This is a genomic window from Meiothermus sp. (assembly GCF_026004075.1).
Lineage (GTDB): Bacteria > Deinococcota > Deinococci > Deinococcales > Thermaceae > Meiothermus.
Map to the genome: position 1 here is coordinate 1,591,457 of NZ_BPIK01000001.1, position 21,848 is coordinate 1,613,304.

The window sequence follows — 21,848 nt, forward strand, 5'->3', positions numbered from 1 at the left end:
CGTTGTAGTTATCGCCCGCATCACTTGAATGACTCCGCCGTTAGGCGGAGTCATTCAGCAAATCAACCAATCATCACTTCCAGCATGGGTTTAGCGGCGCGGCAACGGGAATACCTCTCTTGTCCAGCGGGCAATCAGCCGCTGGCGCAGATCGGGGTCGCCGTACTTCTTGGCGTCGTAGTTGATGAGCTTGAAGTCTTTGGGGTTGGGAATGCCTTCGATTAGAGGGGTTTTGGTGTTGGAAGGCAACGAGAAAATGCCTGCCCGGAAGCCCACCTGCTGGCCCTCGGGAGAAGTAGCCCAGTCCATGAAGGCCTGGCCGTTGGCTTTGTTCTTAGCCCCGCGCACCAGGCTCAGGCCGCCGATTTCGTAGCCTGTACCCTCACAGGGAGCCACAATCTCGATGGGGAAGCCTTGCTTCTTGAACTCCACCAGGTCGTGCATGAACTGAATCCCAATGCCAATCTCACCGCGCCCCAGCGCAATGCGCGGGGCCACGCCCGAGCGGGTGTATTCGGCCACGTTGCGGTGATAGCTCTTCATCAGATCGAACGCTTCATCCTCGCCGAACAACTGCACCAAGGTGGCAATCTGGGTGTAGGCGGTTCCGGAGGTGTTGGGGTTAGAGACCTGAATCAGACCCCGGTAAGCTGGGTTGGCGAGATCCTTCCAGCAGCGAGGAATGGGTGCGCCGCGATCCTGGAGCACCTTGGGGTTAATGCCAAAGCCCAGAATCCCCTGGTAAAGCGGGGTGTAGGTCGTACCGATGGCCTGCTTCATGGTAGGAGACAAATCGTTGTAGGACTTGACCCGATACCATTCGGTGATGGCATCTTTGAAGGCTTCGTAGTGTGGATCGCCTGTGCCCCCAAACCACACATCAAAGGTGGGGTTGTTGCGCTCGGCCCGTAAGCGGGCCAGGGCCTCGTTGGTCGAGACGCTCACGATGCGCACCTCAATGCCCGTCGCCTGTTTGAAGGCCGGCCCCAAGGCCTCACACCAGTTTTGCGTGACGCTACAGATCACATTGACAACCCGCTGCTGGGCAAAGCCCATGCTTGTTGCTAGCAGTGCGAACACAAGAGCCCACCAACGGAGATTCCGCTTCAAAAAAGACATATTTTTGCCTCCTCGGTTGAATCATACGGCTTGTCGGAAAAATGTCAAGATTCAACTGCCCTACACGACAGAAAATAATTTATTGAACACCTGCAAAGTAGAGCAGGGCTATAGGCTCGAAAGAAGGCCTCGAGCTTTGCGCTATATGAATTTACGGCTTTTCTAGGTTCGAATTTGCTGGACTCTAGCAGTTATTGCGCCTATACTTGCAGCAGATTGAGCGGTCAGGGGAAAGTCAAGTGTTAGAAGCCTTGGGCGGTCTGGCGTTGCTGGTAAAGGGGCTATCCTTCCTGTCCCAGGCCCTGGCAGTTGCAGTAGGTGGGCCCGCACGCCGGGTTTTGACCTGGGCTACGGCTCGCTCGAGGCGGGCCTGGCTGGCTGGAGTCCTGGTAGGTGCTTTGACCCTTAATAGTACTGCACTGGGCCTCACAGCGATCAGGCTGGCCGAATCGGGCATTGCCAGCTTCGGGTCGGCGCTGGTGCTGGGCCTGGCCGCCAAAGGGGGCGCCACGGTGGCGCTGCAACTGGCAGCCACCCCCATCAGCGCGATGGCCCTGCCGATTGTAGGGGTTGGGTTCGTACTATCGTTGTTCAAGCGGATCCAGGTCTGGGGTGAAGGAATCCTGGGGCTGGGAATGCTGCTGTTGGGAATTTCACTGATGGTACAGGGGCTACTGCCCATGACCAGCTCGGAGCTTTTTATCCTGATACGCCAGAGCCTGGAATCTTCTCCACTGGGCCTGTGGTTGCTGGGTTTTGCCCTGGCCTCGTTGCTGGGCTCGGCCAATGCAGTGGCTGCGCTGGCCCTGGCGCTGGCGGCCTCGAGCGCCTTCAGTCTGTCGTCTGCGCTTCTGCTCACCCTGGGTGGGGGGGCTGGATCGGGGATGATTCTGCTGCTCAGCACCTGGGATAGCACCCCGGCGGCCCGTCGGATTGCGGCGGCTCACCTGGGCTGGAAAATACTGCTTTCCATTCCCTTTGTGCTGTTTTTACCGGCTTTCGCCCGCTTCAGTGGCGAGCTGGCACAGCAGCTTGGCCTGGGTTCTTCGGCTGCAGTAGCCCAGGGGCACCTGCTATATCACGTGCTGGCCTCGCTGCTGGTTTTGCCCGTGGTACGGCCCCTCGAAAGCGTCATGCATCGACTGATGCCCGATTCGGAGCACCGCATCAGCCCCCGATACATCTCTGAGGAGGCCCTCGAGTCACATGAATTGGCTTCCAGTCTGGCCTTGCGCGAGGTTGGGCGCATCGGCGACCAGCTCTCGGAAATGCTCACCGAGACCGTGAAGATTCTGGCCCACGGCAACGGTGATACCGCCGAGGTGGCCCGGCGGGAGGAGAAGGTAGACCAGCTGGCCCGTGCCATTGTGCTCTATCTGAGCGACTTATCGGCCCGTCATCCGGGCAACTCGCCGCTGGTGCTAATGATGGCGGCCAGCGAGATTGAGCATATGGGCGATCAGGTGCGGCGTATGCTGCGCAAGCAGGACAAGCTGTACGCCCAGAACCTAGACTTCTCCGAGGAAGGCCGTGGCGAACTGGCCGAGGCTGCCGAGAAAGTGCTCAAGCGGCTGAAACTCTCATTGGCCGCTCTATCTACTCGCAATGAGGCCCTGGCCGAGCAGGTTATTGACGAGCACGCCAACCTGGAAAGCTATCTGCACGAGCTGCGTCGCTCCCATCTACGCCGCCTAGAAAAAGGGCGTATCGAAAGCCGCGCTACCACCCTGGCTCATCTGGATCTGCTTATTGTGCTGGACGAGCTTGATCGGAGCATTACCCGTCTGGCTTCACTTTCGCTCGAGCTTCACCGACCCCTGGCCGGTATCTGATACCACCTCTGCGTGTGAGAAGGGCATTTGAGGCGGCCTTTCCCAATCTTTACATACGCATTTCGGTAGTATCGTTTACTTTGACAAGCCTAAACGATTCTACTGAAATGCTTTTCTACTCCCTTCGGTCGGCTTGAATCCTTCACCTCTGACTGCGCAGGGCGGTAAAGGATTCAAGCGGAAACGGTATCAATTCGAGGGAACTGCGGTAATCCGCCTCGCGCATACCTTCGCTCGAGGTCTTCAAGCGTCAACCCCTCGAGCCTTGCGGCGCATGAGCTTGTCTTGATACATACGCTGGTCGGAAAGTCGCACCAAATCGCCGTCGGAGCTGGCCTCCTCGGGCAGCGTAGCTATACCCCGGCTAACACTGGCATTGGGGAACCCCTGTTGTTGTGTATGACGCACTGCTGCATCTATGCGGTGCAAAATCTCGCCGTGGTGATGGGTCTCCAGATAGGGCAGAATTGCAGCAAACTCGTCACCACCTATGCGGTATACCCTTCCCACGTCCAAAAAACTCTCTTGAACTGCCTGAGCGAAGGTACGCAGCAGTGCATCTCCACGCTCGTGACCTTCGGTATCGTTGAGTTGCTTGAGGGTATCCACGTCCAGAGCCAGCACGCTCAGGGGATAGCCCACCCGGTAGGCGCGGGTAACCTCGCTCTCGAGGTCGGACTCAAAAGCCCGACGATTGCCCAAACCGGTCAGCACGTCGGTATGAGCCATTAATTCCATGCGGCGTGCCAGCATCTGGGCTTCCCGGCGGGCCTGCTCGAGTTCACGGGTACGCTCGGCCAAAAGTTGCTCAAAGTTCTGCCTAAGCTGCTCAACCTCTTTGTCGGCCCAGCCGAGCTGGGCCTTCTCGAGTTGCACCGAGAGCGAGAGGTCGGAGTCCAGGCGCTGCATATACTCTTCTACACCCACAGAGGCATCGGCAAAAACGGCCAGACAGGCTTCCACCACCGCCGGGTCGAATTGCCTTCCGCTTTGACGCCGAATCTCGGCCAGGGCCTCCCCTACCGACCAGGCGCGCTTGTAGGGCCGCTCGTGGGTGAGAGCGTCGAGCACATCGGCCACCGCGACAATGCGGCCAGAGATGGGTATGTTCTGGCCCACCAGGCCATTAGGGTAGCCGCTGCCGTCAAAGTGCTCGTGGTGGGTAAGGGCAATTTCTTCGGCTAGGCGCAGAAGTCTGGAACGCCCCCCGGACAAAATGCGCGCCCCGATGGTGGTGTGCTCTTTTACAATTTCATATTCATCTGCAGTCAGTCGGTCGCGTTTGAGCAAAATGGCATCGGGAATGCCAATCTTACCCACATCGTGAAGGCGTGCGGCCAGCCGCAGAATCTCTACTTCGCCGGAGGGCCAGCCCAGCTGCTTGGCAATCATGGCCGCATTGCGCCCTACCCGGTAAGTGTGTTCGCCAGTCGCATCGTCACGAAATTCCGCCGCTAAAGCTAGCCGGGAAACGATTTCGAGCTGGGCAAATTCGAGCTCCTGGGTACGCTGAAAAACCCTGGCCTGGGCTTCTTCGCGGGCCTGGCGTTCCAGTTGGGTTCTGAGGCGAAGCTGCTCGGCTTCGGTTCGTACATGCTCGAGCTCGAGGTGGTTGATAAGAGTCTGTCGCTTATGCTCGCTCTCTTCGTTGAACACCTCCCGCTCGAGGCGATGGTACTCTTCCAGGTGCTCAAAGGCCTTCTGGTATGCACCACCTGTGCGGTGTACCTGGGACAGCAGTCGGTGGGCCAGGTAGGCACTGCGCTTGCGGTTGGCTTGGCCTGCAAGCTCGAGAACCTCCAGGCCACAGGCCAGGGCTTGCTCGAGTTCGCCCTGGGCCAACCAGGCCTCCCCCAGACTCAGGAGAACGTCCAGGACAGTAGTGCCCCAGCCGCTCGAGCGCGCCATTTGCAGTACTTCTGATAGGGTTTGGACGGCCACTTTAGGCTGGCCCAGGGCCATCTGGGCTTTTGCCAAGCCCTCGAGGGCCGCGGCCTGTACGCGTTCCAAACCCTGTTCCTTGCTAGCCCGAAGGATGGTTTGGTAGAGTTCCTGGGCCTGTGAGAAATCCTGGCGTTTGTATGCCAGCTCGGCCATAAGTTGAATGACCTGGAGCTCAATAACCCGATCATCGGACTGGCGGGTCTCATCCAGGGCCAGCTCGTAGTATCGGTGGGCCTGATCGAAGTCGCCCATTTCCATGTAGAGATTGCCGATAGAGGCCAGGTTACCGGCACGGTTCCGAGCACTGTGCCCTTCTTGCTGGTAAAGCTGGTAGGCTTCTAAGAAGGCCTCGAGGGCCTGGGGGTACTGCCCCAGCTCGGTGCGAAGGATTCCGATGTTATTGAGGTAGCTGGCCTGGGCCGCCGGGTTGTCCAAAGTACGCACGATGCCCAAAGCTCGGGTGAGTTTGTCCAGGGCTTGGGCATACTCGGCCCTGGCGTGGTGGATACCCGCTTGGAGATTAAGGCAGTCTGCTTCGGCAGCAGGCAGACGGGCCTCCTGGGCCAGTCGAATGGCCTCCTCCAGGTACATACTGGCCTGCCCCAGCTCACCCCGTTCGCGCAAGATGTTGGCCAGAAGTCGTAAGCTCTCTAATTGCTGTTCGGGATCCTGGGCCAGCCCGAGGCCGGTTTGTGCCACCCGAAGCGACTCGACTAACTGACCCAGCCGTAAGTAGGCCCTGGCTAAGATCAAGGCAGCCCGCGCCTCATGCATCGTTTGGCCGTTCAGGTGGGCCAGGGCTTTGGCTTGCTCAGCCAAGCGAACAGCCTGCCTGGGATTACGGCTCAGATGTCCTTGGGCATCCGACAGTAGCGACTCGACGGTTGCCGGTGCAGGCGTCGAGTGTCCAGTTGCCTTATCAGTATCGCGTTGCACTCGCAAGGCCTCTCTTCAAATCAGCTACCCGCATTATTGCCATATTCAAATCGGTACGCTTCAAACAAGCACTTCCAGGGTGACTAAACAGATGGTTTCGGTAGGCTGTATCATTGCCAACCGGTAGAAAGCAAGCAAGTAATATATCCCAACCCGCTTACCGAAGAATCGATTTGTGTAGCTCCCATAATGCCACCCCTGTCTAAGAATAGGGCCTAAGGGGTATCACGGTTGTGACAAATAGCTACCGGGCAGCAGGCACAGGCCGATCGCCCCCAGTAAGTGCTCTGTTATACCGGTTCCGCTCGAACCCCTCATTTTTTGATTACACCCAAAGGTGAAGGGCTCGAGCCGACCGAAGGGAGCAGGAGTGCATTCCGGCAGTATCGTTTAGGAAAAGTGAACGATAGCCGGAATGCTATCAGAGCTGTTTGTGGTTGGTTATTCACGGTTTTATCGGAGCCAGCACAGTACAAACGCTTCCTCCGGGGCAGGATTGAGGCTATACGCCAGCAGACAAAGCTGACAAGGTGGCTCTCCGTAGCAGTTGCAGGTATTGGGCGGGGGTTCTCGAGCGTCCCACCACAATACCCCTCACACCCCGGTAGGGTGCGATCAGGTCTAGCCAGTGGGTTTCACCTTTCCCGGACAGCACCAGTAAGCCGGGGGCCAGCCAGGGCACCGCACTCGATGCCAGGGTTGCATCTACCTTCGCTTTGACCTGAGCCGCGGAGACACAGGCATGGGGAATGGGAGCAAAAGGCTCCTTTGCCCACCCCATCCGATAGGCGAGATAACGGTAGGTCGGCCAGTCGTCAATATCGGAGCACCAAAGCCCATCGCCCCACTCGAGCAGTTCGATCTGCTTTTGGCGGGTACTCAAGATGGCCCTTGCCCCCTGGTCACCCTTGAGCCGAAGCACTTCCGGGAAAAGCCTCGCGGATAAATATACAGGGGGGCGTATCTGGCCCTCTACACTGGCCGCTACCGCGAGTATCTGAGGGGTTTTGGTCTCTATAGCTTCTCGCATTTGTTCGAGTCTAGTCGGCTCAATTGCTGGCATATCGGCCAGAAGTACCAGTGCACCCGAAGCGCCCGAAAGCATGCGAATACCGGCCTTTAGCGAGGTGCTCTGTCCATACCGATAGTTGTGGTTAAGCACAGTTTTCACCCTCGAGTCCACACCTGGGGTGGTCTCTACCCAGCGCTCCACCACGTAGCGGGCCACCTTTGCTGCACGCCCCAAAACCACAACTATGCGCCCATCTAACGCAAAAGCGGCCCGCTCGAGCACCCGAGTCAGCAGCACATGACCCTCGCCTGCTGGCAGCAAAAACTTTGGCACTCCGAACCTCGAGGCCCGCCCTGCCGATAGCACAATGGCATCCACCATAGCCCAGCAGCTTACAGAAATATGATTCAAACTGTAAGCTTAAACATTCTTGCCAGATAGGTTTAGGCCATAGATTATTCTGGCTTGCAAAAGCAAAAAGGAGGCAGGACTGCATGATACCCGCGGCCTTTGAGTATAAACGTCCGATGTCCCTCGAGGAGGCCCTGAGCCATCTGGCCCAGTACGGCTCTGATGCCCGTGTGCTGGCCGGAGGGCAGAGCTTGATTCCGGCCATGCGCTATCGCCTGGCCCAGCCTGCAGTGCTGGTAGATATCAACAAGCTACCCAACCTGGGCTATATGAAAGAAGAAAACGGGATGCTCCGCATCGGAGCGCTGGTGCGCGACACCGATGTAGAGTTCAGCCGGGATATACAAACCAGATACCACCTAATTAGCGACGTTTCGATGGTAGTAGCCGACCCCATCGTGCGCTACCGGGGTACGGTGGTGGGTTCCCTCTGCCACAACGACCCCTCCGGCGACTGGGCGGCAGCGGCCATTGCGGCGCGGGCGCAGATGGTCATTCAGAACCAGGGCGGGGCTCGAGTGGAGGCCATTGACCAGTTTTTGGTGGATAGCTTCGCGACCTCAATTGGCGAGGGCGAGATGGCTGTGGAGGTGCGGCTCCCAGTCCCCGGCGCGCTCACCTCTGGCGCCTACGAAAAAATCGAGCGGAAGGTGGGCGACTACGCTACCGCCGCCGCCGCTGTACAGATTGAGCTCAACCCCGACGGTACCATCAAGGAAGCCGGCATCGGCATCACCGCCGTAGCCCACATGGCCCTGCGGGTTGAAGAGGCCGAGAAAATCTTGCGGGGTCAGAAACCTACGCTCGAGCTAATCCGGGCCGCCGCCGAAGAGGCCCGCAAAATTGCCGACCCCAATCCAGATGCGCGCGGCTCCGCCGAGTACAAAAAGGACATGGCCCGGGTACTGGTAGGGCGGGGCCTGATTAAAGCCCTGAAGCGCCTGAACGTGGTGGTGGCCTAAAGCCGCTCTCTTACAGGTAGGAGCTCAGCATGGAAATCACGCTAAAAATCAACGGCTCAGAGAAAAAACTTAATGTGGAGCCCCGCACCCTGCTGGTGCATGCCATCCGCGATGCCGGTCTTACCGGAACCCATATCGGCTGTGACAGCTCTTCGTGTGGGGTTTGCACGGTGGTGCTCGATGGTAAAACCGCGGTTAAAAGCTGCACCATGTTTGCAGTCCAGGCCGAGGGTCACGAAATTACCACCATCGAGGGCATGGCCCAGGGTGGCAAGCTGCACCCATTGCAGCAGGCCTTCCACGACCAGCACGGCCTGCAGTGCGGCTACTGTACGCCCGGCATGATTATGGCCGCGCACGTACTCTTGCAGCACAACCCCAACCCCACCGAGGAAGAGATTCGCTTTGGTCTCTCGGGCAACCTCTGCCGCTGCACCGGCTACCAGAACATCGTAAAAGCCGTTCAGCAGGCCGCTCAGATGTTGCAGCAACCCGCAGGCGCAGCCGCCGACGACTAGTGATCCAACCCCAGGCTACTGGCTTGTTGCTTCCAGCGATTTACCCAAGCAAAAAGGAGCACCCATGGCAGTCCAGACCCCCAACCTCGAGCCCAAGGGCATCCAAGGACTCGGCAAGGCCATCAAGCGCAAGGAAGACGCTCGCTTTATCGTGGGCAAGGGCAACTACCTCGACGATATCAACCTTCCAGGCATGCTCTACATGGCCCTGGTGCATAGCCCCTACGCCCACGCTAAAATTCTGAACATCGATACCAGCGAGGCCCTGAAAATTCCCGGTGTCAAGGCCGTCATCACCGCCAAAGACTTAGCCGCCGCAGGGCTTTCCTGGATTCCGACCCTGGCCGGAGATAAGCAGATGGTGCTGGCCGACGGTAAAGTGCTGTACCAGCACCAGGAGGTAGCCGCCGTCTACGCCGAGACCCGTCAGGCCGCCGCTGACGGGGCTGCTGCAGTCCAGGTCGAGTACGAACCCCTACCGGTAGTGGTGGATCCCTACAAAGCCACCGCCCCCGATGCGCCGGTCTTGCGTGAAGACATTAAGGGCAATATGACCGGCGCTCACGGGCCTCGACGTCACGAAAACCACATCTGGACCTGGGACGTGGGCTCCAAGGACGAAACCGAAAAGGCCCTGGCCCAGTCTGAGGTGCGCATCAAGCAGCACATGATCTACCCCCGCAGCCACCCGGCCCCCCTGGAGCCCTGTGGCTGTATTGGCGACATGAACACAGCCACCGGACGCCTTACGGTCTACATGACCACCCAGGCGCCCCACGCCATCCGCACGGTGCTATCGCTGGTAACTAAAATTCCCGAGAACAACATCCGGGTCATCTCGCCCGACATCGGCGGGGGCTTTGGCAACAAGGTGCCGGTCTACCCCGGCTACGTGTGCGCCATCGTGGGTAGCATCGTGCTGGGCGCCCCGGTCAAGTGGGTCGAGACCCGTACCGAGAACCTCACCACTACCGGCTTCGCCCGCGATTTCCACATGGACATCGAGATTGGGGCCACCAAAGACGGCAAGGTCACGGCCATGAAGGTCTATACCCTGGCCGACCACGGGGCCTTTGACGCCGCCGCCGACCCCAGCAAGTACCCGGCGGGCCTGTTCAGCATCTGCACCGGATCCTACGACTTCCAGAAGGCCTACGCCCAGGTGGAGGCGGTCTACACCAACAAGGCCCCCGGCGGGGTGGCCTACCGCTGCTCCTTCCGCGTGACCGAGGCCAGCTACCTGATCGAGCGCAGCATGGACGTGCTGGCCCACGAGCTCAAGATGGACCCTGCCGAGCTGCGCCTCAAGAACTTCATCCAGCCCCACCAGTTCCCCTACCCCTCGGCCCTGGGCTGGACCTACGACTCCGGCGACTACGAGAAAACCCTGAAAGTGGCGCTCGAGAAAATCGGCTACGCCGAGTTGCGCAAAGAGCAGGCCGAGAAACGGGCCCGGGGCGAGCTGATGGGCATTGGCATCTCCACCTTTACCGAGATTGTGGGGGCCGGGCCCAGTAAGGACTTCGACATCCTGGGCATCAAGATGTTCGACGGGGCCGAGATTCGGGTACACCCCACGGGCTCCGCCATCGTGCGGGCCGGCACGCGCCACCAGGGCCAGGGCCACGAGACCACCTGGGCCCAGATCGTCTCGGAAGAGCTGGGCCTGGACGTGGACAAAATTATTGTGGAGGAAGGCGATACCGACACCGCCCCCTATGGCCTGGGCACCTACGCCAGCCGCAGCACCCCCACCGCTGGCGGGGCCATGGCCCTGGCCGCCCGCCGCATCCGCGAGAAGGCCAAAAAGATCGCCGCCCACCTCCTCGAAGTGGGTGAAAACGACGTGGAGTGGGTGGATAAGAAGTTCCAGGTCAAGGGCGTACCCGGCAAGAGCGTGACCATGAACGAGGTGGCTTTTGCCGCCTACACCAACCTGCCCCCTGGCCTGGAGCCTGGACTGGAAACCACCTACTACTACGACCCCCCCAACCTGACCTTCCCCCACGGGGCCTACGTCTGCGTGGTGGACATTGACAAAGGCACCGGCGAGGTCAAGGTGCGCCGCTTCGTGGCCATTGACGACTGCGGCACCATCATCAACCCCATGATTGTGGAAGGACAGGTGCACGGCGGCCTGACCGAAGGCTTCGCCATGGCCTTCATGCAGGAGATCGCCTTCGATGAACAGGGCAACCACCTGGCCTCCAACTTCACCGATTACCTGCTGCCCACCGCCCTCGAGACCCCCAAATGGGAGACCGGCCACACCGTTACCCCCAGCCCCCACCACCCCATTGGGGCCAAAGGGGTGGGCGAGTCGCCCACGGTGGGCAGCCCGGCCGCCTTTGTGAACGCCGTGGTGGACGCCCTGGCTCACCTGGGTGTGCGCCACATCGACATGCCCATCACCCGCGAAAAGGTCTGGAAGATTTTGCGGCAGGCCGGAGTGGACGCTTTCTAGCCAGAACTGATATCCCAAGCGCCTGCGACCTGTCGCGAACTGCATTGGGCTTCTGTTAATCGTCGTTCGTTGCAGCAAGAATGGGGTGGACAGTCTCCGTTCTGTAGTAAGCTGCCCACCCCATCGCTGCGCGCCCACCGGGCCTGGCATGTTGTGCGCCAATGTGTTGGAAGACTGGCTTTTGGGCCAATTCAGGCCATTTGTGAGGTGTGAGATATGAAACTCGAGTACAAAGGTCAAGAAAACGTTCAAGCCAACCCCGAAAAAGTTTGGAGCTTTATCCAGGATCCCCAAAAAGTAGCCTCCTGCCTGCCCGACCTCAAGAGTGTGGAGATCAAGGACGATAAGCACATGGTTGCCACCGTAGGGGTGGCGGTGGGGCCTGTGCGGGGTACATTCAAGTTCAACATTGAGCTTGACCCTCGTCCAGACGAAAACAAGGTGATGGTGCGTATCCGCGGCGGTGGACTGGGTAGTGCCGTGGATCTTACCGCCAGCGCCGACATCAAAGGCCAGGACAACCAGACCACCCTGCTCGACTGGCAGGGCCAGGCCACGGTGAGCGGCCCCGCCGCTACAGTGGGGGGGCGGGTGCTGGATGCCCAGGCCAAGCGGCTCATCGAGACGGTGTTTGCCAACATGGGCCAAAAAATGAGCGAAGTATAGTTGATCCTAGGGGCTAAGCGTCGGTGAATATAGCGACTGCTAACCTCGGAAGTGCGCAGGCCTCCCTCGAGTGCTGGCTTGGACGCCCGATGGTTTAATGCCCGTTTTGTGATTAGCGGTTGATTTTCCAGTTTAATCTGGCTTTACGCTTGAATACAAATGGACATCTACAGCAGAATCGCTGAACTCAGGCAAACCGGCCAGTCGTTTGCGCTGGCTACGGTGGTCTCGCGGCAGGCCCCGGTCTCCTCGCATTTGGGCGACAAAGCCATCATCTTTGAAGATGGGTGCTTTGAAGGGTATGTGGGGGGTGCTTGTTCACGGGAAATTGTGCGCAAACAGGCCCTCGAGGCCCTGCGCCTGGGCAAGCCCCGGCTGGTCAGGATTACCCCGGAGGCGGCGGCTAAGGTGGTGCTCGAGCACGCCGACGAGGTGGTCATTCCCATGACCTGCGCCAGCGAGGGCGCGGTGGACGTCTACATCGAGCCCCTGATTGGCAAATCCTGCTTGCTGGTGGTGGGGGGTTCGCAAATCGCCCTCACCACCGCACAGATAGCTGCCCGCATGAACTACACCGTCACGCTGGCCTGCGATAAGCCCGAGCTGGCCGGGGTGAGCCTCGAGTCCGAGATTCAGGTGCTGGACTGGCGCGAGCTGGGGGGCTGGCTCGACGCGCAAAACCCCGCCAAAACCCATATCGTAATCGCCTCGCAGGGCCACTACGACGAAGACGCCCTGGTGCTCATCGCCCAGCACATGCCCCGCCCGGCCTACCTGGGGCTGGTGGCGAGCCGAAAGCGCGGGGCTGCAGTGCTGGACAATCTGGAAATTCTGGGGGTGCCCAGAACCACCTTCCCCCAGCTCAAATACCCCGCCGGCCTCGACCTGGGGGGGCGCGGGCGCGACGAGGTAGCCGTCTCGATCCTGGCCGAGATCATCTCGCTCAAGCACCAAAAGAACGCCCGGGAAGTAGTCGTAGAGGCCTCCCCAAACCCCTTGCAGGCGCTCGATCAGGTTCAAGCCATCGCAGCCGATACCCCGGTGGTTTCAGCGCCCACCAGCGTCCCTAGCGGTATGGCTATAGACCCCACCAGCGGCGAGATGGTTGAAATCGCCAAAGCCGTCAGCGCCGAGTACCAGGGCCAGACCTACTACTTTAGCTGCCCCAATTGCCGCGCCAAGTTCCTGAAGAACCCCGAAAAGTACCTGAAGGGCAGGGCATGAACCCGGCTGAGCAGAATTCCCTTCTACAAAGCGTCGAGGGCATCCAGGCCATCCTGCGCGAGCGCAACTACATCGCCGACCTGCCCATGGCCACCGCCCTGCGGCTGGTGATGGCTCTGCGCAAGCCGCTGCTGGTCGAGGGCCCCGCCGGGGTGGGCAAAACCCAGCTCGCCAAAACCCTGGCCGAGGTGCTGGATACCCGGCTGATTCGGCTGCAGTGCTACGAAGGCCTCGACACTGCCCAGGCCCTGTACGAGTGGAACTACCCCAAGCAGATGCTGCACATCCGCCTGACCGAGAATTCGGGCGAGAGCGTGGCCCAGCGCGAGGCCGAGATTTTCAGTGAGGCCTACCTGCTGCGCCGCCCGCTGCTCGAGGCCATCTCGCAGGATAAACCCCCGGTGCTGCTGATTGACGAGATAGACCGCACCGACGAGGAGTTCGAGGCTTTTTTGCTCGAGCTTTTAGCCGAGTTTCAGGTCACCATCCCCGAGCTGGGCACCCTCAAGGCCCGGCACCGGCCCTACGTGATCCTGACCTCCAACCGCAGCCGCGAGCTGTCGGACGCCCTCCGGCGGCGCTGTTTGTACCTGTGGCAAAACTACCCCAGCTTTGAAAAAGAGGTCGAGATCATCCGGGCCAGGCTACCGGGCATCAACGAGCGGCTGGCGCAAAAGATTGCAACGGTGGTGGCCCACCTGCGCGAGCTGCCCCTGAACAAGGCCCCCGGCGTGGCCGAGAGCCTGGACTGGGCCGAGGCCCTGGTCTCGCTGCACAAGGAGTCCCTCGATATGAGCATCCTCGAGCAGACCTGGGGCGTAATCATCAAGGACAAAGACGACCTGGCCCTGGTGGAAGCCCATAAAGCCCGCATCGCCGAGCTGGTCGTCTGAGCAGATCAAGCTGGCTGTTGGAGACGCTACCCATGCCGCCCAACGCTTTTCCTCATGGCAACCTGCTCGAGAACCTGGTGGCCTTTGGCGAGCACCTGCGCCGCACCACCCAGCAGTTCAATGTCGGGCCACAGGAAGTACAGGATGGCTTGCTCGCGCTCGAGGCCGTGCACCTGGGCAACCTGCAGGAGGTTCGACAGGCCCTCAAGCTGGTCATGTGCAGCAGCCTCGAGCAGGAGCGGGTGTTCGACGACCTGTTCTTTCAGTTTTTCCTCTCGGGGAGGCAGCGTCCGGCAGCCCCCAACCACCCCCCCAAAGCCACCCCCGGCGGCCCGGAGGAAGGCCACGAGCAGATACCGGCCCGTCGGTCTTCTTCTCCCGAACACCCGGAGGGCGCAGGTGACCTGAGTGGTAAGGGCCGGCCACATCCCCACGAAGATACCCCGGCCGACTGGGCCGCCCCCCTGCTCAAAGCCATGTTCAGCCGTATCGAAGGGGCCGAGGCCCCGGAAGTGGAGATACCCCAACAAGACCTCGAGGCCATGTTGCAGGCAGCTACCCAGATGGTCAACCAGGTGCGCCTGGGGCGCAGCCGCCGCTGGACACTGGCCAGCAAAGGGCCGCGCTTTCACCTGCGGCGCACCCTGCGCAAATCCCTGCACACCGGCGGCGACCCCCTCTACCCCGCCTGGCAGCACCACCCCAAACGCCAGCCCCGCTTTATATTCGTGCTCGACGGGAGCCGCTCGATGCAGGACTACGCCGACCGGCTGTTGCAGTTTGCCTATGCCCTGCGGATGCGCTGCAACCGGGTGGAGGTTTTTGTTTTCTCTACCCAGATGGAGCGCATAACCCGGCAGCTCGAAAAAGCCAAAAGCCTTTCCGAGCGGCCCCGGCTCCACCGGCTGGGCCGGGCCTGGGGCGGCGGCACCAGCATTGGGGAAAACCTGTTGCGGCTCGAGCAGCAGTACGGCGGCCTGATTCGCGGCGACAGCATTGTGATTGTAGCCAGCGACGGGCTGGATACCGGGGCAACAGAAATCCTGGAAATGGCCCTGCGCAAAATACGCCAGCGCTGCGCCGCCCTGATCTGGCTCAATCCCCTGCTCAACCAGAAGGGCTACGACCCTCGAGCCAACTGCATGAACACAGCCCTGCCCTACCTCGACCGGTTCTGCACCGCCGAAGACCCCGAGGCCTTCGCCCGGCTTACCCAGCGGCTCAGGTTCCGAAAATAGCCGCTATCCCAAAAGTTCGGCCCAGTTGGTCGGCGTGCGGGGCTGGGTGTAGTCGGTGTCCATCTGGGCGAGCTGTAGCCTGCCGGAGTACTCCTCGTTCACCGCCTGCCAGTAGGTGTATTCTTCGATGACCCAGACGCCGCTTTCACGCGCACCGTTGCCGCTGCCCCGGATACCCCCAAACGGCAGGTGGGCTTCGGCCCCTACGGTGGAGTTGTTGATGCTGGTCATGCCGGCCTTAATCTCGGTTTTGAAGCGGTAGGCCCAGTCGCGGCGGTTGGTGTAGACCGCACTCGAGAGCCCGTAGGGGTGGGCGTTGGCCGCCTGGATGGCCTCGTCCAGCCCATCCACCCGCACCAGGTTGATGGTCGGGCCGAAGATTTCCTGTTCAAACTGCCGCATCCCCGGCCGGGCTTCCCAGACCGTAGGCCAGCCGAACAGGCCGGCCTCGGGGTCGCCCTTGAAGCGGGGGTAGGGGTTCGAGGCGGTTATGCGGGCTTTGCCAAAAAGCAGCGTAGCACCGTCGGCCTGGCCCCAGCTATAGTGCTCGATCCAGCGCTCGTACAGGCGGGCGTTGATAAAAGGCCCATAGGTGACCTCGGGGTGCTCGAGCGGGTTCCCCACCACCGTAGACTCGGTTTTCTCCAGGAAGCGCTTTTTGAACTCGTCGTAGATGGGGGCCTCCACGATGATGTTGCCGGCGCTGGTGCAGCGCTGGCCGCCGGTGGCGAAAGCGCTCCACCAGGCCCCTTCCACGGCCAGCTCGAGGTCGCTGTCGCGCAGCACCACCAATGGGTTTTTGCCACCGAGCTCGAGGGTCGGGCGCAGCAGGTTGCGGCCCGCCACCTCGCCAATCCAGCGCCCCACCGCGGTGCTTCCGGTAAAGGCAAACTTGTTCAGGAGCCCCTCGTCCATCAGCTCCACCAGCCACTGGCCCGTGGAGTCCTTGCCCCCCCCAAACACCACGTTGATCACCCCAGGGGGCAGGCCCGCCTCTTCAAATAGCTTCACCAGCACATACGACAGCGCGGGCGAGTCGTCGGAGGGCTTCCAGACCACGGTGTTGCCGGTCAGAACGGCCGGAATCAGCTTCCAGGAGGGCACCGCGATGGGGAAGTTGCCCGCCGTAATCATCCCCACCACCCCGACGGGCCGGCGGAAGGTGAAGAGTTCTTTGTTCTTCATCTCGCTGGGCACGGTCTGGCCGTAGAGCCGGCGGCCTTCCGAGGCGAAAAAGATAGCGGTGTCAATGGCCTCCTGCACATCCCCGCCGGCTTCTTTGAAGGTCTTGCCTACCTCGCGCACCATCAGCCGCACCAGGGTGGCTTTTTCGCGGGTCAGCACCTCGGCCAGGTTCATCAGCACCGCCCCACGCACCGGCGCTGGGGTGCGCGACCAGTCCTGGAAGGCTTTCTGGGCCGCCTGGGCCGCTTTGCGCAGGGTTTCTTTGGAGGCTTCGGGGAAACGGGCTACCAGGTCGGCGCGGTCGGCGGGGTTGTGGCGCTCGAGCATCCGCCCCTCAAACACCTCCTCTCCCCCAATCAGATGGCCTATTTCCAGGGCTTTACCGTATTTGCTTGGGTGTGTCTGCATACTTCACTTCTCCACAGAGCTGAGTTTCTCCCGCAGGGCTTCCGCTGTGGCCGGGGGCACCAGCTTGGAGACGTCGCCCCCGTAGCGGGCAATCTCCTTGACCATGGTGGAGGAGACAAACGACCAGCGGGTGGCCGCCATGATGAAAAAAGTCTCGGGGTGGTTGCCGTACTGGCGGTTCAGGTGGGCCATCTGCAGTTCGCTCTCGTAGTCGGAGACCGCCCGCAACCCTTTGACGATGACCCTCGAGCCAATCTGCTTCATGTACTCGGCCAGAAGGCCGCTGAAGGTATCCACTTCCACGTTGGCAAGCCGGGCCGAGGCCACCGCCCGTCGGATAATCTCCACGCGCTCCAGGGGCGTGAACAGCCATAAACCCCGCTTGGAGGAGTTCTCGAGCACCGCCACCGTGACCTTTGCAAAGTGCCTCGAGGCCCGCTGGATCACGTCAAAATGCCCGTTGTGCAAAGGGTCGAAACTGCCAGGGTAAACCACGTGCATAGCGCCTCGCTTTCGGCCCGTATCTTCACATAGCAAAGCGCCTCGGGTCAAACCCTCACTAAGGCTGTTCGACCATGTCGGCCTCGATGATGGTGAGGCAGTTGTAGCCATACACCCGCCGCTCCCCCATCGGCAGGTGCAGGTCGGTAGGGTGTTGCAGGATGTACAGCCCCCCCGCTTCGACCACCCGCGCCTCGAGCAGCCGTGCAAAGTCCTGCAGCAGGTCGTGGGGATAGGGCGGGGCCATAAAAGCCACCGTGAAGCGCAGCCCTTGCCGCCTGGCTTCTTGCAAGTAGCGCTCCACCGGCATCCCCTCGATCCGAACCTTCAGGCGGGCCTTGAAAGCATTCTCCCTCAGGAACTGAATGGCCTGCCGATCCTTTTCCACCAGGGTGGTTTCAAAGCCCTCCGAGGCGGCCTCGAGGCCCACCGCGCCACTACCCGCGTACAAATCCAGGAAGCGGCCCCGGCGGGGGTACCTAAAGCGCAAAAAATCGAAGAGCGCCTTGCGCAGCCGCACCGGGCTGGGCCGCGCCGAGTCCGGCACCTTCAGGGCCACCCCTTTGGCTGTTCCACCCAAAATTCGCAGCATGACAAGTTACTGACCCGGTACGCGGGTGGGGATTTGCACGATGTCCGGGCTACGGAACCAGATCTGGCACTGCACGCCCTGGCTCTGGGTGGGTCGAACCCGCACCTCAAAGCGGCTGCTGGCCCCATTGGCCAGACTTCGCACGGCAATTGGGGCCGAATTGGTGCCATACACCTTTCGGTTCGGAACCCCGCTGACTGTGGTAACCACCTTGTCCACCACCCGCAGGTTGACACGCACGTTGTTGAGCGTCTGACCCGACTGGTTGACCACGGTTCCCCGCGCAATCATTACCCCGGCGCTGGGCGTACAGCTCCACTCGGTTACGCGCAGCTTATACACCGTCCCCTGCGCATAGCCCAGGCCCAAAAACAAGAAGATTCCCAAAGCGATAAGGCTTAATCTCATAGCCGCAATGTTACCAAATATCCGCTTTCCAGCAGCTCAACGAGGATTGGGCACCAGGGTGGCGATCTGAATGACTCGAGGGTTGCGGAACCACAGCTCGCAGCGGCTCACCGTATCGAAGTTGGTACGAACCCGCAGCTCAAAGCGCGCCGTCTCCCCCGGAAGCAGGTTGCGATCCTGTAAAGGCACCGAGTTGGTGGCCATGCGCAGCCCTGGGCCAATAATCCGGGCGCTCACCCGCAAGTCCTGCAAAGGCCGGGCGCTGATGTTGCGCACCATACCCTGAATTAGAGCACCTCGAGAGAAACTTTGGCAGCTCCAGGAAAGAACCCGCAAGCGGTACGGACTGGTCTGGGCAACGGCCAAACCGGCCACAATCAAGGCCCCTGCAAAGACTAGAAAACGTTTCATGGTTCTGCTGTAAAAAGACGCTACCAAAAGGGCACCGCCTATAGAAGACTTCACCTACAAGAGCCCAGTCTAAGCTCTTTACGAGTTTCGCCAAACGTTATTTGAGTCGGGTGAGAGCCCGACCCGATGCGTTGCTTGAAAGATAGGTTGGTCGAGGAGACTGGATTCGAACCAGCGACCCCCTGCTCCCGAAGCAGGTGCGCTACCAGGCTGCGCTACTCCTCGGCACCAGCGAGTATTGAGTATAGAACGGACTCGAGGCTTTGTCTAGGCCGCAGCAAGCTGAACTTGAAAAGCCACCGCATTTTGGATGAAGTCAGCCTTAATGCAAGGCCTACAAATTTAGAGTTACACAGGACGTATCCTAAAAGTTAGTTGCGTAAATACGCTTGCGACAGTAGGTTTTCTGCACCACACTAACCTATAGGAGTTTGGATGAAGCAGTGGCTGGGTTTGTTCTTGGTAGCATTTTTAGTGGCCTGTAACACCGATGGCGTAGGGGTCTCGCCGCCCAACGGCCCCAACCCAAGCCGCACTGGACTCTGGTCCGACCCCAAAACCTGGCCTAGCGGACAGCTACCCCGCGCCGGCGAGGTGGTGGTGATTCCCGCTGACCTGGCTGTGGTGCTCGACGTAAGCCCACCCCCCCTCAAGGGCCTGACCATCAACGGCGTTTTGCGCTTCGATAACCGAGACCTGGAACTCAGCGCAGACTGGATTATGGTGCACGGGAAGCTCGAGGTCGGCACCCCCAGCCAGCCTTTCCGCAACCGGGCCATCATCACCCTCACCGGCAACAACCCCGACGAAGACCAGATGGGTATGGGCACCAAGGTGCTGGGGGTGATGGGGGGCATTCTGGACTTGCACGGCGAGCCCCGCAACGGCTGGACCAAGCTGGCCCAGACCGCCCCCGTCGGGGCCACCCAGATCAGCGTGCTGGACGCCAGGGGCTGGCGCGTGGGCGACCGCATCGTGCTAGCCTCGACCGACTATAACCCGCGGCAGGCCGAGGTGCGCACCATCCAGGCCATTAGCGGTAATACCCTCACCCTGGACGCCCCCCTCAAGTACCCCCATTTTGGCGAGATCACCTTTGAGGTAGACCAGCGGGGCGAGGTGGGGCTGCTCTCCCGCAACATCCTGATCCGGGGCGACGACTCGTCGAGCAGCACCGGTTTTGGCGGCCACATTATGGCCATGATGGGCAGCACTATGCGGGTCTCCGGCGTGGAGCTATACCGAATGGGACAGCGCAACCGGCTGGCCCGCTACCCCATCCACTGGCACCTGATGGGCAGAGCCGCTGGGCAGTACATCAAACAGTCCGCCATCCACGAATCCTTCAACCGCTGCGTGACCGTTCACGGTACCAGCGAGGTCGAAGTGTCGGGTAACGTATCCTACAACACCCTGGGCCACTGCTACTTCCTCGAGGACGGCGCCGAAACCAAAAACCTCATCGAGGGCAACCTGGGCATCCTGACCCGCGAACCCGACCTAGCCAAGGGCGAAGAGGGCGTGATTCCCACCGACAAAACCCCGGCCACCTTCTGGATCTCCCACCCCGACAACATCGTGCGGAACAACGTGGCCGCCGGTTCCGACCACACCGGCTTCTGGTACGCCCTGCCCGAGAACCCCACCGGCCCCTCGGCCACCACCACCATCTGGCCCCGCCGCACCCCATTGGGTGAGTTCTCGGGGAATGTGGCCCACTCTAATTGGGATGGCCTGATGGTCGACCGCGGCCCCAACAAAGACACCTTAAAAGCAGAGCCCGCCGTTTATAACCCCCGTACCAACCCCAGCAACTTAAGTAACAACAATACCGAGAACCCGCCCGTAGTAGCTGAGTTCAAAAACTTTACCGCCTATAAAAATCGAGGCAACGCTGCCTGGCTGCGCGGCATCAATCACAAAGTCACCGGGGCCAAGCTGGCCGACAATGCCATTGGCGTGACCTTCGCCTCGCACGAGAGCACGCTGGAAGACTCGCTGATAGTGGGCGATAGCGCCAACAAGGGCTTCGCCGAAAACTGGGAATTTCGCGGTAGCGACGGGCGCAGCCTGCCCAGGCCCTGGGCGGCCAGTGGGGGCCCTATCGCGGACAACTTTCCTATTCGCGGTTTTGAGTTCTACGACGGTAAAGTTGGCTTCCGCAATGTACATTTCATCAACTTCCAACCATTGCAAATCCAGAATGCCCAGGGCAGCCATACCGCCATCCGTGAAGCTGGGGCCCTGAGCTATCTACGCTTCACTGCTTTTGCCATTGACAGCCGCAACTTTGCTGAAGGTGCGCGTTTCACCAACGCCAAACCCGTATACCTGCCCCCCCGCCCGGAACCCACCCCCGAAGAGATCGCCAAAGATGACAACGCCGATGGCTACCGGGGCAGCGTTTTCGTGGACGCCGATGGTACGGTAGGGGGTAGCCGGGGCCATGCCATTGTGCTCAATACCCCCTTTCTGCTCGATACCAACTGCCAAATTAGGGCTGACTGGAACGCTGGTGTGTGCAACTACAGCTATGGGCGGCTGTACATTTATAACGAAAGCGGCGGCAACATCGCTCCGGTCTCGCTGACCCGCAACGATGGTAGCAACCCGGTATTTCAGATGTGGGGCGCGCCACGGGATGGTGATAACAGTAACTTTGGGGCTACTGTCATCAAGGGCCGTAACTACACCTTGGGCGTGAATGGCGTCATCCCCAATAAGCTCAAGCTTCGCTTTGACGACAGTGTGTCAGGAGAATTTATCTACGTGGCTATCCCATACAGCGGGGAGCCCTTCATCTACCGCGACTACTGGATAGACAACCGCAATAAACTGGTTCGGGCAGTATCCCGGGCCGAATTTGACGGCAGCACCGGAGACCGTTATTGGAGCGAAGGCGGAATGATTTTTGTAAAACTAGTGGTACGAGACCAACCAGGGCGTGACTGGGCGGTGCTGGATATCTGCCGCAGCGATTTATGTAGATAAGCTGTCTGAAGCTCGCAGGGCAATTTTGTCCTGGTTGGGATTCACGTGACTCTTGCAGGCGATAAGCATTGGAATTGCGCAGCCTGGCAGGAGCTTCCGGGTTCGCAAAGCCCTCAAAAAAGAACTTATAATG

17 protein-coding genes and 1 tRNA gene are annotated in these 21,848 nt (G+C 60.4%); 9 read left to right on the forward strand and 9 right to left on the reverse strand.

Annotated elements, in window-relative coordinates; genetic code table 11:
• Nucleotides 1–90: 90 nt before the first annotated feature.
• Nucleotides 91–1,080, reverse strand: coding sequence for an ABC transporter substrate-binding protein (locus Q0X18_RS07625; protein ID WP_297560576.1), 990 nt, complete (start codon nt 1,078–1,080; stop codon nt 91–93).
• 278 nt (nt 1,081–1,358) lie between these two features.
• Between Q0X18_RS07625 and Q0X18_RS07630 the strand changes: the two genes are divergently transcribed.
• Nucleotides 1,359–2,951 carry a Na/Pi cotransporter family protein gene (locus Q0X18_RS07630; protein WP_297560578.1) on the forward strand — a complete coding sequence of 531 codons (1,593 nt, stop codon included), beginning with the start codon at nt 1,359–1,361 and terminating at the stop codon, nt 2,949–2,951.
• Between the two features lie 243 nt (nt 2,952–3,194).
• On the opposite strand, the gene Q0X18_RS07635 is transcribed toward Q0X18_RS07630, so the two are convergent.
• Nucleotides 3,195–5,831 carry an HD domain-containing phosphohydrolase gene (locus tag Q0X18_RS07635; protein ID WP_374707507.1) on the reverse strand — a complete coding sequence of 879 codons (2,637 nt, stop codon included), beginning with the start codon at nt 5,829–5,831 and terminating at the stop codon, nt 3,195–3,197.
• A gap of 502 nt (nt 5,832–6,333) precedes the next feature.
• The gene (locus tag Q0X18_RS07640) at nt 6,334–7,224 is read right to left on the reverse strand and encodes a nucleotidyltransferase family protein (RefSeq protein ID WP_297560581.1); all 891 of its coding nucleotides are present in this window, start codon (nt 7,222–7,224) and stop codon (nt 6,334–6,336) included.
• Between the two features lie 113 nt (nt 7,225–7,337).
• Here Q0X18_RS07640 and Q0X18_RS07645 point away from each other — a divergent pair, with 113 nt between their 5' ends.
• From Q0X18_RS07645 to Q0X18_RS07675, 7 genes are all read left to right on the forward strand, one after another.
• Complete coding sequence (locus tag Q0X18_RS07645; RefSeq protein WP_297560584.1) at nt 7,338–8,216, forward strand: xanthine dehydrogenase family protein subunit M; 879 nt, start codon at nt 7,338–7,340, stop codon at nt 8,214–8,216.
• 29 nt (nt 8,217–8,245) lie between these two features.
• Entirely contained in the window at nt 8,246–8,734 is a 489-nt protein-coding gene (locus Q0X18_RS07650; RefSeq protein WP_297560586.1) for a (2Fe-2S)-binding protein, read from the forward strand.
• Between the two features lie 64 nt (nt 8,735–8,798).
• Nucleotides 8,799–11,198: an aerobic carbon-monoxide dehydrogenase large subunit gene (locus tag Q0X18_RS07655; RefSeq protein WP_297560588.1), complete on the forward strand. Its 2,400-nt coding sequence runs from the start codon at nt 8,799–8,801 to the stop codon at nt 11,196–11,198.
• 216 nt (nt 11,199–11,414) lie between these two features.
• Nucleotides 11,415–11,864 carry a carbon monoxide dehydrogenase subunit G gene (locus tag Q0X18_RS07660; RefSeq protein ID WP_297560590.1) on the forward strand — a complete coding sequence of 150 codons (450 nt, stop codon included), beginning with the start codon at nt 11,415–11,417 and terminating at the stop codon, nt 11,862–11,864.
• 159 nt (nt 11,865–12,023) lie between these two features.
• Nucleotides 12,024–13,088, forward strand: a complete 1,065-nt coding sequence (locus Q0X18_RS07665) for an XdhC family protein (protein ID WP_297560592.1) — start codon at nt 12,024–12,026, stop codon at nt 13,086–13,088.
• Nucleotides 13,085–13,981, forward strand: coding sequence for a MoxR family ATPase (locus tag Q0X18_RS07670; protein WP_297560594.1), 897 nt, complete (start codon nt 13,085–13,087; stop codon nt 13,979–13,981). Before Q0X18_RS07665 ends, Q0X18_RS07670 begins: the two co-directional genes overlap by 4 nt.
• 32 nt (nt 13,982–14,013) lie before the next feature.
• Complete coding sequence (locus Q0X18_RS07675) at nt 14,014–15,219, forward strand: VWA domain-containing protein (protein ID WP_297560597.1); 1,206 nt, start codon at nt 14,014–14,016, stop codon at nt 15,217–15,219.
• A 3-nt stretch (nt 15,220–15,222) separates the two neighbouring features.
• Here Q0X18_RS07675 and Q0X18_RS07680 read toward each other — a convergent pair whose 3' ends face one another.
• The 6 genes from Q0X18_RS07680 to Q0X18_RS07705 all read right to left on the reverse strand — a co-directional run bounded on the left by Q0X18_RS07680 (nt 15,223) and on the right by Q0X18_RS07705 (nt 18,949).
• On the reverse strand, nt 15,223–16,812 hold the full coding sequence (locus Q0X18_RS07680) for an aldehyde dehydrogenase family protein (RefSeq protein WP_297560600.1): 1,590 nt from the start codon (nt 16,810–16,812) through the stop codon (nt 15,223–15,225).
• A gap of 3 nt (nt 16,813–16,815) precedes the next feature.
• Nucleotides 16,816–17,313 carry a pantetheine-phosphate adenylyltransferase gene (gene coaD, locus Q0X18_RS07685; protein WP_297560603.1) on the reverse strand — a complete coding sequence of 166 codons (498 nt, stop codon included), beginning with the start codon at nt 17,311–17,313 and terminating at the stop codon, nt 16,816–16,818.
• Nucleotides 17,314–17,371: 58 nt separating this feature from the next.
• Complete coding sequence (locus Q0X18_RS07690; protein ID WP_297560606.1) at nt 17,372–17,905, reverse strand: RsmD family RNA methyltransferase; 534 nt, start codon at nt 17,903–17,905, stop codon at nt 17,372–17,374.
• Nucleotides 17,906–17,911: 6 nt separating this feature from the next.
• A complete protein-coding gene (locus Q0X18_RS07695; protein ID WP_297560609.1) occupies nt 17,912–18,313 on the reverse strand; it encodes a hypothetical protein in 402 nt (133 codons plus the stop codon).
• A 36-nt stretch (nt 18,314–18,349) separates the two neighbouring features.
• Complete coding sequence (locus Q0X18_RS07700; protein ID WP_297560612.1) at nt 18,350–18,724, reverse strand: hypothetical protein; 375 nt, start codon at nt 18,722–18,724, stop codon at nt 18,350–18,352.
• Nucleotides 18,725–18,872: 148 nt separating this feature from the next.
• Nucleotides 18,873–18,949 (reverse strand) — tRNA-Pro (locus Q0X18_RS07705).
• Nucleotides 18,950–19,159: 210 nt separating this feature from the next.
• Between Q0X18_RS07705 and Q0X18_RS07710 the strand changes: the two genes are divergently transcribed.
• Complete coding sequence (locus tag Q0X18_RS07710; protein ID WP_297560614.1) at nt 19,160–21,715, forward strand: G8 domain-containing protein; 2,556 nt, start codon at nt 19,160–19,162, stop codon at nt 21,713–21,715.
• Nucleotides 21,716–21,848 lie beyond the last annotated feature (133 nt).